The 14,353-nt window shown below is 49.6% G+C and carries 13 protein-coding genes; 10 read left to right on the forward strand and 3 right to left on the reverse strand.

Going from position 1 to position 14,353, the window contains the following annotated elements:
• Positions 1 to 105 precede the first annotated feature (105 nt).
• Together CWI70_RS07195 and CWI70_RS07200 are read left to right on the forward strand one after the other, a co-directional pair.
• Positions 106 to 2,118, forward strand: coding sequence for a S9 family peptidase (locus tag CWI70_RS07195; protein ID WP_126771828.1), 2,013 nt, complete (start codon positions 106 to 108; stop codon positions 2,116 to 2,118).
• Complete coding sequence (locus CWI70_RS07200) at positions 2,099 to 3,178, forward strand: diguanylate cyclase domain-containing protein (protein ID WP_157980882.1); 1,080 nt, start codon at positions 2,099 to 2,101, stop codon at positions 3,176 to 3,178. The genes CWI70_RS07195 and CWI70_RS07200 overlap by 20 nt, the downstream gene beginning before the upstream one ends.
• Positions 3,179 to 3,210: 32 nt before the next feature.
• Here CWI70_RS07200 and pckA read toward each other — a convergent pair whose 3' ends face one another.
• Positions 3,211 to 4,812, reverse strand: coding sequence for a phosphoenolpyruvate carboxykinase (ATP) (gene pckA, locus CWI70_RS07205; protein ID WP_126771832.1), 1,602 nt, complete (start codon positions 4,810 to 4,812; stop codon positions 3,211 to 3,213).
• Positions 4,813 to 4,938: 126 nt separating this feature from the next.
• Positions 4,939 to 5,433 (reverse strand): pantetheine-phosphate adenylyltransferase, encoded by a 495-nt coding sequence (gene coaD, locus CWI70_RS07210; protein WP_126771834.1) that lies wholly within the window; start codon positions 5,431 to 5,433, stop codon positions 4,939 to 4,941.
• 115 nt (positions 5,434 to 5,548) lie between these two features.
• On the opposite strand from coaD, the gene kbl reads away from it, so the two are divergent.
• Genes kbl through ubiA form a run of 6 tightly spaced genes read left to right on the forward strand, consistent with a single transcriptional unit; the run spans position 5,549 to position 10,397 of the window.
• Positions 5,549 to 6,742, forward strand: coding sequence for a glycine C-acetyltransferase (kbl, locus tag CWI70_RS07215; protein ID WP_126771836.1), 1,194 nt, complete (start codon positions 5,549 to 5,551; stop codon positions 6,740 to 6,742).
• 30 nt (positions 6,743 to 6,772) lie between these two features.
• Positions 6,773 to 7,804, forward strand: coding sequence for an L-threonine 3-dehydrogenase (tdh, locus tag CWI70_RS07220; protein WP_126771838.1), 1,032 nt, complete (start codon positions 6,773 to 6,775; stop codon positions 7,802 to 7,804).
• The gene (gene glpE, locus CWI70_RS07225) at positions 7,801 to 8,124 is read left to right on the forward strand and encodes a thiosulfate sulfurtransferase GlpE (RefSeq protein ID WP_126771840.1); all 324 of its coding nucleotides are present in this window, start codon (positions 7,801 to 7,803) and stop codon (positions 8,122 to 8,124) included. Before tdh ends, glpE begins: the two co-directional genes overlap by 4 nt.
• 2 nt (positions 8,125 to 8,126) lie before the next feature.
• Positions 8,127 to 8,975 (forward strand): rhomboid family intramembrane serine protease, encoded by an 849-nt coding sequence (locus tag CWI70_RS07230; RefSeq protein WP_126771842.1) that lies wholly within the window; start codon positions 8,127 to 8,129, stop codon positions 8,973 to 8,975.
• Positions 8,975 to 9,559: a chorismate--pyruvate lyase family protein gene (locus CWI70_RS07235; RefSeq protein ID WP_126771844.1), complete on the forward strand. Its 585-nt coding sequence runs from the start codon at positions 8,975 to 8,977 to the stop codon at positions 9,557 to 9,559. The genes CWI70_RS07230 and CWI70_RS07235 overlap by 1 nt, the downstream gene beginning before the upstream one ends.
• On the forward strand, positions 9,552 to 10,397 hold the full coding sequence (gene ubiA, locus CWI70_RS07240) for a 4-hydroxybenzoate octaprenyltransferase (protein ID WP_126771846.1): 846 nt from the start codon (positions 9,552 to 9,554) through the stop codon (positions 10,395 to 10,397). Before CWI70_RS07235 ends, ubiA begins: the two co-directional genes overlap by 8 nt.
• A 2-nt stretch (positions 10,398 to 10,399) precedes the next feature.
• Here ubiA and plsB read toward each other — a convergent pair whose 3' ends face one another.
• Complete coding sequence (plsB, locus tag CWI70_RS07245; RefSeq protein WP_126771848.1) at positions 10,400 to 12,847, reverse strand: glycerol-3-phosphate 1-O-acyltransferase PlsB; 2,448 nt, start codon at positions 12,845 to 12,847, stop codon at positions 10,400 to 10,402.
• Between the two features lie 145 nt (positions 12,848 to 12,992).
• Between plsB and lexA the strand changes: the two genes are divergently transcribed.
• On the forward strand, positions 12,993 to 13,613 hold the full coding sequence (gene lexA, locus CWI70_RS07250; RefSeq protein ID WP_126771850.1) for a transcriptional repressor LexA: 621 nt from the start codon (positions 12,993 to 12,995) through the stop codon (positions 13,611 to 13,613).
• The gene (locus CWI70_RS07255; protein ID WP_126771852.1) at positions 13,610 to 14,026 is read left to right on the forward strand and encodes an SOS-response cell division inhibitor; all 417 of its coding nucleotides are present in this window, start codon (positions 13,610 to 13,612) and stop codon (positions 14,024 to 14,026) included. The genes lexA and CWI70_RS07255 overlap by 4 nt, the downstream gene beginning before the upstream one ends.
• Positions 14,027 to 14,353: the final 327 nt, after the last annotated feature.

The following is a 14,353-nucleotide window of genomic DNA, read 5'->3' on the forward strand; positions in this document are numbered from 1 at the left end:
GTTTCCTTATTATTCTTAGTCTTGCTTAGAGTGGCTTGATTTCGTGGGAAGTCAACCATTTTGCTGCTACTATGTTGAAGAAAAATAACACTATAGGAGAGAAAGATGTTCCTTCGAATCGGTCTCACAGCGCTCTGTGCGAGCCTAAGTTTGTCAGTCTTTGCGCGCGATATTACGCTGCAAGAAACCGTTACCACGCAATCAATCAACAGCGTTGCTGTTAGTGAAGATGGCCAAGTGGCTGCTTTCACCCGTGTGGTGCCGCGTACCCCTTATGTTGATGAAGATGGCAGTAACTACGTTGAGTTGTTGGTTGTCCGCGGCGAGCAAGAGCCGGTCCCATTTATCACCGATAAACACGGTGTGGGCGATGTAAGTATCCACGGCGACTTCATTTATTTCACCAGCAAACGTGACGGTGACGACCATACAAGTCTGTACAAAATCTCCCTGAATGGTGGTGAAGCGCAAAAGGTTTTCAGCCACGACAACAGCATCTACAGCTATACCCTGAGCGCCGACGGCCGCTACTTGGCTTTCCGCGCACAGACTGAAGCTAATAAAAAAACCAAAGACTTAGCTAAAAAAGGCTTCAAAGCTGAGGTTTACGAAGAAGAAAACGAGTTCACTCATGCTTGGTTGGTGGACTTGACGAACGAAGAGCCAATGGCGGCGCAAATTACCGATGGCCGTCAGGTGTATTCTGTTGCCTTCCGTCCTGGCCATGAACAATTACTGTTGCGCACTGCTCCGACCGCTCTGGTTGATGATAACTACATGAGTAGCCAGTATGAACTCGTGTCCTACGCTGGTGCGCAAGAAAGCGCTTTTGAAACTGTAGGCAAGCTGGGCAAAGCCGAGTTCTCTCCAAACGGCCGCTATTTAGCGGTGATTGGATCGGCAGACTACAACGATCCAGCCGATGGCCGACTATTTGTATTTGACTTACAAAATCAAAATACTGTCCGTGAAGTACTACCTGACTATCCTGGTCACGTACAAGACATCGACTGGCGTCGCAATGACGAATTAATTTACTTAGGCCACATGGGTACTGAAAGCGAAGTACGTGCCATCACCATGCAATGGCTCGAAACTCGCACATTGCTCGAGCCAGGCCAAGCTATTGTGGTCGATATTGAAGCAACGCCTCAGCAAGCAGGGGTCTACGCTCGCGCTCACCGTGCGACACACCCTACTGAGTTGTTCCGCATTGAAAACCAAAGCCTGATTCGCCTTACCGATTCGAACCCTTGGCTGGCTGACATCACTATGCCACGTCAAGAAACCATCAGCTACGAAGCACGTGATGGCCTTGAGCTTGAAGGCATCCTCGTCTACCCAACTGATTATCAGGAAGGTACGCGTTATCCGTTAATCACCGTTGTGCATGGTGGCCCAGAGTCTCATTACAGCAATGGTTGGTTAGACCGTTATGGCAGCCCCGTTAAATACGCTGCGCAGCAGGGTTATGCACTGTTTTTCCCTAACTATCGCGGTAGCACAGGTCGCGGCGTTGAGTTTTCGAAACTCGGCCAAAATGACTATGCCGGTAAAGAGTTCGACGACATTGTCGACGGTAAAAACCATCTTGTTGAAATGGGCCTTGTCGACAACGAAAAAGCCGGTATCACCGGTGGATCATACGGTGGCTTTGCTTCGGCTTGGGGCGCAACAGCACAAACTGAACATTGGGCTGCCAGTGTAATGTTCGTTGGTATTAGCGATAACATTTCCAAGTTCGGTACCACCGACATTGCGAAAGAAATGCATGCCGTTCACGCCCGCAGCTACCCTTGGGAAAAATGGCAGTGGTATTTGGAACGTAGCCCTATTTACCATGCCGAAAAGGCACGCACACCTATTTTGATCATGCACGGTAAAGAAGATACCCGCGTACATCCAAGTCAATCGATGGAACTCTACCGCTACCTGAAAACGCATGGCAACGTACCGGTGCGCTTAGTACTGTATCCTGGTGAAGGCCATGGTAACCGTCGCGTGGCAGCGCAGTTGGACTACAGCATGCGCCTCATGCGTTGGATGGATCACTTCTTGATGGCCGGCGGTACTGAAGCGCCTAGCCATGAGCTTCCGCATGCCGAGCAACTTAAATAATACTCCTCAGGACCCGCTTTACCGGCGGGTCCAATTTCTCTGGGCCCTGCTCTGGGTCATGTTCATTACTTTTTTAGTATTGGGCAGTCTTAACTACGCCATCAATAAGGTTGAATGGGTTGCCTTTATGCATTGGGGCACCAGTCTATTGAACTTGGTGCTCATCTATTGGCATCGACGCGCGCCGCATCACGTTTTATGGGTGTCATGGGCTGTGGTAGTGACCTGTGCCTTGGTTCTCTTTGCTTATATTGTGGTCATGGAAGGCCACGATTATTCGTTGTTCTGGCTTGCGCTCTACCCTCCGGTCGCTTTTTTTCTGCTTGGTCGGCGTTGGGGCCATATTTTAAGTAGTTTGGTCGTCGGTGGGAATTTGATTTATGTCGCATATGCATCACAGACTTGGCAACCGGCTCCTTTTACAGTTCATGCTTTACTGAATATAGTGATTGCACTAGCTGCGCTCTTTGCAGTACTCCGGCACATTGAAAAAACACGCTCTGAAGCGTTTCACCACCTGCAGGATCACAGCGAGCGCTTAGAATACATCGCAATTACTGATCCCTTGACCGGATTGGTCAACCGTAGTCGCCTCGACCAGGCGCTCAGCCGCGGCTTGCAACGGGCCAAGCGTGAGCAAAAAGCGTTTGCTGTCATCCTGTTGGATATCGACCATTTTAAACGGGTCAATGATACTTATGGGCATCAAGTCGGTGACCGCATTTTAATTGAACTCGCACAACTTCTACGCAGTAACACTCGCGGTTCTGATACGCTAGGACGTTGGGGCGGCGAAGAGTTCCTTCTCGTCGCTGAAAGCTGTTCCCGTCAACAGGCCAAAGTACTCGCTGAAAAAATTCGTCATGCCGTCGCCGCTTTTATTTTTCATGCCGATATTCGTATCACCATCAGTATTGGCGTTGCTAGCTTTCACGCAGGGGATGATGAATCTACGCTAGTGCGACGGGCTGATGAGGCGTTATACACCGCTAAGGCAAATGGCCGCAATTGTACCGTGACCGAGCTGGATCTTGAGATACAAAAAAGCCCCGCTGTATAGCGAGGCTTTTGAACACATTTGCCGTAGCTTGATTACAGCTGCGGACCTGCAGCGACGAGCGCCTGACCTTCTTCATTGTCGGTAAATTTCTCAAAGTTCGCGACAAAGCGACGCGCCAGATCATGCGCCTTCAAATCCCACTCATTCACGTCTTCGTAGGTGTTACGTGGGTCGAGAATTGAAGTGTCTTCTACACCAGCTAATGCGGTTGGCATTGCTAGGTTGAAGTACGGCAGATTAACGAACTCTGCATCTTCAATACTGCCATCGAGAATGGCATCAATAATAGCGCGCGTTGCTTTGATGGAAATACGCTTACCAGTACCGTTCCAACCGGTATTCACCAAGTAAGCTTCGGCACCCGAAGCTTCCATACGCTTCACCAAAACTTCCGCGTATTGCGTTGGGTGCAAGGTCAAAAACGCTGCACCAAAACAGCTAGAGAAAGTAGGTGTGGGCTCAGTAATACCACGTTCAGTACCTGCCAATTTAGCGGTAAAGCCTGAGAGGAAGTGGTACTTGGTCTGCTCTTTGGTGAGCTTGGATACTGGAGGTAACACACCGAAAGCATCCGCCGTCAAGAAAATCACTTTCTTAGCATGACCGGCTTTAGAGACCGGCTTAACGATATTATCGATATGATAAATCGGGTAAGAAACCCGAGTGTTCTCGGTTTTCGAGCCGTCGTCGAAATCAACTGTACCATCATCAAGAACGGTTACATTCTCCAACAGTGCGTCGCGACGAATAGCGTTGTAGATATCTGGTTCAGCTTCTTCTGAAAGGTTGATGGTTTTCGCATAACAACCGCCTTCAAAGTTGAACACACCATCGTCGTCCCAACCATGCTCGTCGTCGCCAATGAGTTCACGTTTAGGATCGGTCGACAAAGTAGTCTTGCCGGTGCCTGACAAACCGAAGAAAATCGCTACATCACCTGCTTGGCCAACGTTGGCCGAACAGTGCATTGAGGCAATGCCTTGTAGCGGTAAAAAGTAGTTCATCATTGAGAACATACCTTTTTTCATTTCGCCGCCGTACCACGTACCACCGATTAATTGGATGCGCTCGGTAAGGTTGAAGGCCACGAAATTTTCTGAGTTAAGACCGTGCTCTTGCCATTTTGGATTGATGCATTTTGCACCGTTCATGACAACAAAGTCCGGCTTGAAGGTTTGCAATTCTTCGTCGCTAGGACGAATAAACATGTTTTTGACGAAGTGTGCCTGCCATGCCACTTCAGTAATAAAACGCACTGACAAACGCGTATCTTCGTTAGCGCCACAGTAGGTATCTACAACAAACAAACGCTTACCCGATAATTGTTCGGTTACTGTGCCTTTCAGGTCAGCCCAAACTTCTGGCGAAATGGCCTTATTATCGTTCTTGCCTTGGTCAGCCCACCACAAGGTGTCCTTGGTTGTCTCGTCGCGCACAATGTATTTGTCTTTGGGTGAGCGCCCGGTAAAAATACCGGTGTCGACAGCAACAGCGCCAAGCTTGGTTACAACGCCTTTTTCATAACCTTGAAGATCGCTGCGGGTTTCTTCTTCGAACAACACATCATACGAAGGATTGTGGACAACTTCAGTGACGTCTGTGATGCCATATTGGCCTAAATCCAGATCAGTCATGTGATGGACTCCTGCGGGTCTGGTCTGAGCAAATTAAAATGAAACGAAAACGGGCCGCGATTTTACCTTGAAAAGCGCAAAAATGGTAGCCTGCCGCGCAGACCACCATTTAACTTATCGGTTTCTTTACGATTTTTGTCTTGCTGCAATTTTGTCCTGTAGGGCTTCAGCAACGTTTTTAGCCGTAAACTGACGCACATCACCGTGGTGTAGGGCGACTTCTTTAACTAATGTCGACGAAATGAATGAATTCTCTTCGGACGGGGTTAGAAATACGCTTTCAAGGCCTGGATACAAACGTCGGTTCATATTGGCCATCTGAAATTCATATTCAAAATCAGATACCGCTCGTAAACCACGAATCAGTACTGTCGCACCATACTCTTTGGCAAAATCGACCAACAGCCCGCCAAAACCCACAACGGTGACATTAGGCAACCCTGCCGTTACTTCGCGTACCAGTTCAACACGCTCTTCGAGTGTAAACATTGGGTTCTTGCTGGGGTTGTTCGCCACCCCCACGACTATTTCACTGAACAGACTTGCCGCCCGCTCAATTAAGTCTGCATGACCATTGGTAATAGGATCAAAGGTTCCTGGGTAGATAGCACGCTTGTGCATGAATTTCCTCCAACACAAGAAATGAGGATGCGCGATGCCCCGCAAATCAGGTAAACTATAGAACAAATTCTAGCGTTTACCTCTGCGTAAGCTTGATCAAAGCTCGGAGAATTACATGAAGAACGATTTTTATCAACAGCTCGACGCCCAGCTTGAAGAACTACAACAAGAAGGGCTTTATAAAAAAGAACGTATTATCACCAGCGAGCAAGCAGCCGAAATCACAGTAGGTGATGGTCAGTCAGTGCTCAATTTCTGCGCCAATAATTATTTAGGTTTAGCCAACCATCCTGATCTCATCGCGGCGGCAAAACAAGGGCTCGACGAACACGGTTTTGGTACCGCATCGGTGCGCTTTATTTGCGGTACGCAAGACATCCACAAAACGCTTGAACAAAAGCTCAGTGCGTTTTTAGGTACCGAAGATACCATCTTGTACTCATCGTGCTTCGATGCGAACGGCGGTCTGTTTGAAACCTTAATGGGCCCTGAAGATGCAATCATCAGTGACGAATTGAATCATGCTTCGATCATTGATGGCATTCGTCTGTGCAAAGCCAAACGCTATCGTTACAAGAATAACGACATGGCCGATTTAGAAGCACAGCTCAAGCAAGCAAAAGCTGACGGCGCACGCCATATCTTGATTGCCACCGATGGTGTGTTTTCAATGGACGGCGTCATCGCCAATATGAAAGGCATTTGTGACCTTGCTGATCAGTACGGTGCACTCACCATGATGGACGATTGTCATGCGACCGGCTTCCTTGGCGCAAAAGGCAAAGGCACTCATGAATACTGTGACGTCATGGGCCGCGTCGATATTATCACCGGCACCTTGGGCAAGGCTTTAGGTGGCGCATCAGGCGGTTACACCTCGGGTAAGAAGCAAGTGATTGATTGGTTACGTCAACGCTCACGTCCTTATTTGTTCTCAAATTCGGTTGCGCCAGCGATCGTTCAAGCTTCCATTCGCGTATTGCAGATGCTTGAAGAGGGTGACGAATTGCGTCAACGCCTATGGGACAACGCGAACTACTTCCGTACGGAAATGACGAAAGCCGGATTTACCTTGAGCGGCGCCGACCATGCGATTATTCCAGTTATGATTGGTGACGCTAAAGTAGCTTCGGAAATGGCCGACCGCTTGTTGGCCGAAGGCATTTACGTTATTGGCTTCTCGTTCCCGGTCGTGCCGCGAGGTAAGGCGCGAATTCGTACACAAATGTCTGCAGGACATAGTCGTGAGCAGCTACAACGTGCCATTGACGCTTTTATTCGCATTGGTAAAGACTTAGGTATTATTTAAGCGGTCACCCCGCCAGCGGAGGCAATATATATGAAAGCTTTAGCAAAATTGCATGCCGAACCCGGTATTTGGATGACCGATGCCGAAAAACCTGAGTACGGTTACAACGACCTACTCATCAAGATTAAGAAAACCGCGATTTGCGGCACCGACGTGCATATCTACAAATGGGATGAATGGTCACAGCAAACGATTCCTGTACCTATGGTCGTAGGCCACGAATACGTAGGCGAAGTGGCGGCCATGGGCGATGGCGTGCGAGGCTTTGCCATCGGCGACCGCGTTTCCGGCGAAGGCCACATCACCTGCGGCCACTGCCGTAATTGCCGCGCTGGCCGTCGCCACTTGTGCCGAAATACGGTTGGCGTAGGCGTCAACCGCCCCGGCGCTTTTGCCGAGTACTTGGTGATTCCTGCGGAAAATGCGTTCAAGTTGCCAGACGATATTAGCGACGACCTTGCCGCTATTTTTGACCCCTTCGGCAACGCAGTTCACACCGCCTTAGCGTTTGACCTCGTCGGCGAAGACGTACTCATCACCGGTGCTGGCCCGATTGGAATCATGGCGGCGGCAGTAGCACGCCACGTTGGCGCCCGCCATGTTGTGATCACCGACGTGAACCCGTACCGTTTAGACCTCGCCTTAAAAATGGGCGCGACACGTGCAGTTGACGTTAGCAAAGAGAAGCTTAAAGACGTCATGACCGAACTCGGTATGAAAGAAGGCTTTGATGTCGGTTTAGAAATGTCGGGCGTTCCTTCAGCATTCTCGCAGATGCTCGAAACAATGAATCATGGTGGCAAGATTGCGATGCTGGGAATTCCACCGCAAAGCGTTGCGATTGACTGGAACCAAGTTATCTTCAAGGGTTTGACGATCAAGGGTATCTACGGTCGTGAAATGTTTGAAACTTGGTACAAAATGGCAAGCTTGCTGCAATCTGGCCTCGATTTATCGCCGATTTTGACCCATCATCTACCCGTAAGTGAGTTTGAAAAAGGCTTCGAAATCATGATTTCCGGGCAATCGGGTAAAGTCGTTTTGGATTGGGAAAACGCATGAGTGACTGGACCCACATGAATGTCGCCACAGCTTTCGAGCTGTGGCAGCAAAAAAAAGCGGCATTCGCTGACATTCGCGATGCTCGTTCTTATGCTATGGGACACATTCCGGGGGCCGTGCACCTCACGGATGCAACGCTAAATGACTTTCTCGCCGAACTCGAAGATGACCAGCCAGTCGTTGTGGTTTGTTATCACGGTAATAGTAGCCAAGGTGCCGCCGAATATCTCGCCCACCAAGGTATTGAACCTGTCAGCAGTATGGATGGTGGCTTTACTGCTTGGGCACAACAACATCCGGATGCCGTGGAGCGCAGCTAACCATGCAAAAATTACTGGTAACCCGCAATGCAGTTATGATGAAACGTCTGCACAGTTATCTTCAACGTCGCGGGATACCAGTCACCGTAAGCGAACATGGCAATCAACTTGAGCTCTGGTTAACACAGTCTAGCTATAAAGCGCTCGCCAAGGACTTGATTAACGAGTTCAAGGCTGACCCTGAAGCCGCAGAAGCTGAGCTTGAAAGTGCCTCGCAGAGTAAGCCGCAAGTAGCCAGCAAACCAGATTCAATGGTCCAACAGCTGCTGCAACAGGCAGGCATTGTGACGATTGTCTTCGCTGCCTTAGTTAGTTTAGTTTTTGCACTTCTCAACACACAGCTCGCCACTGCTATTTTTGATGCTTTGCGGATCAGCGACACCTTTACAGATGTGCCGTGGAGCCAACCTTGGCGCCTATTAACACCAGTATTACTGCACTTCAGCCTGCTCCACTTTTTATTTAATGTCTTCTGGTGGTGGTATCTCGGTGGTCGTTTTGAACGGTTCTACGGTTCGACCTACTTAGTCATTGCCTTGGTCTTCTGCGGCGTATTTTCGAACGTTATGCAGTTCATGGTTAGCGGCCCTTATTTTGGTGGCCTATCAGGAGTCGTATACGGATTATTCGGCCTTGCGGTCGTGGTGTCATGGCAACGCCCCCGTCACCCCTTATTTCTGCCAGTTGGGCTGATTGTTTTCATGCTTGTTTGGCTACTTCTTGGTTACACTGACTTACTTTGGGTGAGCGTTGCCAACACGGCACACTCGGCCGGACTCATCGCCGGACTCGTGTTAGGCATTGCACTGCGTTACGTTGAATACTTCCGTAAGAAAAAACAGCTATCCTGATGACACGCTTTCCTAACATTCGCTTTCCAGTCGTCACGCAAGGCGGCGAAGCGGCTTGGTGTAAGTCGGCTTTGCTCCCTGACGGGTCAGTCATGGCAAAGGACTGGCTATTGGATCCAAGCTCCCTGACGGCTAAACTCAAAACTTGCTGTCAACGATTTCAGGTGCAGTTACTCGGTCAACGCGAGGCGCCCTTACTTCCCGACGAGCAGCCGTGGCTTGGGCAACAAAGCAGCTGCATCGTACGTGAAGTTATTCTTTGGTGTGACGACCAACCTTGGGTTTTTGCACGCAGTGTTTTTCCGTTTAGCGCGTTAGCACAACAGCAACTGCGCTTAGAAGATCTTGGCGATAAGCCGCTTGGCGAGCACTTGTTTAAACAACCCGACCTCACGCGCAGTGCAGTAGAAGTTTCAAGCTTCGGCCCGACCACTAAAGTCGGCCAGCTTCATCAACAGCTAGGTTACCCGGCAACAACCTTATGGGGACGCCGCAGCCGCTTCACGGCCGCTGGTCAACACGTATTAGTTGCCGAGGTTTTCATCGGCGCGTCCCCGTTAGCGCAGGAGCTACCAAATGATTAACGCTTTATGGCGCTTAATGCGCGCTGACCGCCCCATTGGTACGTTATTGTTAGCGTGGCCCATGCTGGCAGCGCTGGTTATTGCAGGATCAGGCAATCCCCCATTAAAAGTAGTCGTGTTATTTTTGCTTGGCGCCTTTGTGATGCGTTCCGCTGGATGCGTTATCAACGATTTTGCTGATCGTGCAATTGACGGCCATGTTACGCGAACCCAAAGTCGACCGCTTGCTACCGGCGAGCTAAAAAGTTGGCACGCCGTTACACTCTTCATCGGATTGTTGGCTATTGCGTTTTTGATCGTCTTGCAGTTCAACAAAAGTACGATTTTACTTAGCTTCGCCGCAGCTGGTGTTGCCACTCTTTACCCATTCTGTAAGCGTTTCACTCAACTCCCGCAAGTTGTGCTCGGCGTGGCCTTTAGCTTTGGTGTACTCATGCCATTTACCGCCTTAGACCAAGGCCTCCCAGTAAGCGCATGGCTCTTATTTGCGGCCAACATCTGTTGGACCGTGGCCTATGACACGGAATACGCCATGGCCGATCGTGACGATGACCTTAAAATTGGCGTTAAATCGACAGCCATATTGTTCGGTGGCTATGACCGTCTGGCCATTGCGGTATTGCAGCTGGGTACCTTAGGGTTACTGGTGTGGCTTGGCTATCAACTACAACTCTCGTGGTACTTTCATTGCGGGCTTATCATTATCGCTGCGCTGTTTGCTTGGCAGCATCGACTCATATGGTACCGTGAACCGCAAAAGTGCTTTCACGCGTTCTTACACAATAACCATGTGGGATGGGTGCTTGCGGCGTCTATTGCCGCAAGCTATTGGTATTAATTTTAACGTAAAGCCTGTAGGCGACGTTGCACTGACTGGCGAATCGTTTGCAACACTGCGGCATCTAACAAGCGATCGATGTTATCGCTTAACGCCGCAACGCTACTATGTGCGATGAAGTTACCGTCACTATTCACCTCGATATAGTCTTTGCGCTTCAGCGTCGAAATCAACGCACTGAGCAGTTTTTTATCAAAAAACTCGGGCGCATTTACGCCATGCATCGCACTCAGTCGCTCAGCTAATTCGACTGCGGCCTGTTCCAATGCCGCTCGACCTTGCGCTTCGCCTTGCTGCAGCAGCTCAAACAGTATGGCATAACGCTGCAACGTCTCGCTTGCCGCGCGCGCCAAAAGCTGCAATTGGAAGAATTCAGTCGTATCACGCGACGCCGCCCGATAATGTTCATTATCAAGCGCATGTAACAACCCAACATTCACTAGGTGCTCCACTATCGCTTGCGTCCACAACGGCATGGCTTCAGCGTCATGACTTAAAAACAACTCTTCTTTTAGCAGTGGTTGTAACTGACTAAGCAATTCACTGACTTGCTCTACTTTAAACGTCCGGTGACCACAGGCAAAAGCGGCGATAATCGCTGGAACGATCACCATGTGCATGATGTTATTACGATAATACGTCATCGCAATCGCCGTTGTGCCATCCAGCCGGATCATTTCGCCCATGGTGTCGCTTACCACGGTGAATTTGTCGTGGCGTTTCGCCAATTGCCATAACTCTTCGCCTGACTCGGCAGGAACGTAAGCATAGTTGCTGTAAGGCACTTCACGCAGCAGTGCTGTGTAAACATCCAATTGCGCCACAAGTTCTTCACGCGACAACGTATGTTGTTCGGCACTCAGTAACGCTAATGCTGTCAGGTTGACACTGTTCATACCGGCGGCATCATTAATGCGCTGCATGATTTGCTCAGCGAACAAGTTGACGGTCGGAGTTAACCAACGCGGTCGCGCGGGTTCTTCTGCTCCCAAGGTAATCGACTCACGCCAATTTGGCGTTAATTTATCTAAGGTTTGGCCAACATTGATAGGTTCGCCGAAGGTAACATAGCCGTGGCCGAAATTGCGTAAGTGGCGAAGACTCGAGAGCACTTGCCACATCGATTCTTTCTCTTTTGACTTCCCTTTGAGTTCTTTTAAGTAAGTACCCACTTCCATGACGTGCTCATAACCTAGGTAGACAGGGACAATCGACATGGGACGTTGCTGGCCACGTAACATGCCTTGAATCGTCATCGCAATCATACCGGTTTTGGGCTGTAACAAGCGCCCGGTACGGCTGCGCCCGCCCTCAGTGAAATATTCAACTGGGTAACCTTTCTGGAAAAGGCGGTCAAGGTATTCTCGAAAGATCGCGGAATAGAGTTTATTGCCCTTAAAACTGCGGCGGATGAAAAATGCCCCGCCGCGGCGGAACAGCGGACCCGCTGGGAAAAAGTCTAAGTTAACACCAGCAGCAATATGCGGTGGTACCAACCCTTCTTTGTAGATCACATAACTAAGTAACAGGTAGTCCATGTGGCTGCGGTGGCACGGCACATAGATGACCTCATGTCCCGCTTGGGCGAGTGCACGAATACGGTCACCGCCTTCAATATGAATACCGTTGTAGATACGGCTCCACATCCAACCCATGATGCGATCAAGCATACGCACCAAGGTATCGCTGTAATTTGCCGCGATCTCATCTAAGTAGTCGTAAGCACGTTTGGTCGCTTTTTCGTGGCTGATTTTTTTACTGCGCGCTTCATCTGCAATCGCTTTTTGCAGTGCTGCACTTTGCAGGAGCTCTTGAATGACCCGCTCGCGATTGGCGACCTTAGGTCCGGCCACCGCATGACGCAGTCGCACAAAATGCACCCGCGCAACGCGCGCGAGCTTTTGTGCAACCTTGCGCTCAGCTCCGTGTTGGTCAGTCATTTGTCTTAAGCTGACGGGCCGACTCCCGCGAACCAGGATATTACGACCGGAAAACATGACCAGCCAAAACTTACGCCAACGGCCAGGATTATCCAGATCAGCGACCATGGTGTTTCCTTCGCGCGGCTCCTGTCCGGCTTTACGACCCCAAAATAGGCCCATAGGGACAAGTTGCACATCGAGTTGGCGTTCTTTTTGATGGCTTTTCAGTAAGTGAAGAAATTCATCCAGCGCAGCCTCGTTGGTGTCTGCTTTTGCTTGCTCGAGATACATGACGCGGGCATGTCGTTCACCATTGATCAGGAGCGGCTCCATCAAACTTGGCAGTCCCGCTTGCTTCAGCGCACGATTTGCTACCAACAGATCGGTTACCGATGTCGAGCGCATCACATAGACCACGTGCTGCGGATCGCCCACGGCACTAATGTTTTCGTCAAAAATAGTCTCGAACCGCGTCAACCAACGAACCGGCCAATACAACACCTTCGCGACAAAGGCTCTCCAACGCATGCTTTTCCCCCGCAATTTTTACTCGGTAAAAGGATACCATCGATTAAGCTGATTTGCTGTTAGAAAAAAAATGCACAAAAAAGTTGCGATCTGAAAACACCTGTATATACTCACAGTATTACTGTATGAATAAACAGGTATCGAAATGCGACCGTTAACGCCACGACAGCAAGAAATTTTAGACCTCATTAAAGACACGATTGAGGCAACGGGTATGCCACCAACACGCGCAGAAATCGCTCAGCGCTTAGGCTTTCGTTCGCCAAACTCTGCGGAAGAGCATCTGAAAGCACTCGCTAAAAAGGGTGTGATCGAAATGCTTCCTGGAATGTCACGAGGGCTTCGGCTCATCGGCGCTAATGACGAAGACATTCCTGAAGGCTTGCCGCTGATCGGTCAAGTTGCTGCAGGTGAGCCAATATTGGCACAACAACATATCGAGAGTCATTATCAAGTTGACGAGAACCTCTTTCGCCCACATGCGGATTTCTTATTGCGCGTCAACGGCATGAGTATGAAAGACATTGGAATACTTGATGGCGACCTCCTCGCTGTGCATAAAACCCACGAAGCTCGTAACGGCCAAATCATTGTCGCCCGCGTTGAGGACGACGTTACCGTCAAACGCTTCGAACGCAAAGGAAACATCATTCTCTTACATCCAGAAAATGACGAGTTTTCACCTATTCAAGTCGACCTCACACAACAATACTTCACCATCGAAGGGTTAGCGGTCGGCGTGATCCGAAATGGAGCCTGGTTATGAGATACAATTATCCACACGCAAGCCTCGAACTCACCGTTGAAGCGCTCAACTTTACCGATGAAAGTACACTGTCGAGCGAAGATTTTTCGGCGATGATGCCACGTATCCAGTCACTTGCTTTACGCACTAAGCAATGGGTCACGGTGATTGGCGGTTCTCGCCATGTCATTCAACAACTGGTCAACGCTGGTGTGAGTCGGTCACGTATTCGTTGGGTGGCTGGGCGTGACGCCGATCAACGCGAATGGGCAACTGAACAAGCGCTACTCGCGGGTACTTCGAGCGTCGTTTTAAGTTTCTTAGATGCATTATCTTCACCACGGGTCGCTCAGCGTCTTAAAATGGCTAGCAAAGTAAGTCAAACGCACAGCTTTGTATTCCGCTCTCTACCTTCTCAATCCCCACTCCACTAAAATTGGGAAGGTCCCTGCAAGGCTGCTTCGGCAGCCTTTTTTTTCGCCCATAGCTAAAAATTTCTTAACTTTAGCGGTGGCTTTTTCGGCTACTCATGGTATTTTGATCGGGCAGCTTACTGCTAACACAATAAATAATAATAATTATTGATACAAAACAACAAAGGGTTAGTAGGGAAAGCGATTTTCTTGTCTGAAATGCTGTTCCTTTTTCTGCTCACCTCGTTGTTCTTCAGGCTCGCACTTCGGTGTATTCGCGGTAGCGTCCGCGTCGGAAGAATGAGAGGAGATGTCGCGTGAGTATTAAACTCATCACTGCGCTAACAG

It is taken from the genome of Pseudidiomarina homiensis (assembly GCF_003987225.1).
GTDB lineage: Bacteria > Pseudomonadota > Gammaproteobacteria > Enterobacterales > Alteromonadaceae > Pseudidiomarina > Pseudidiomarina homiensis.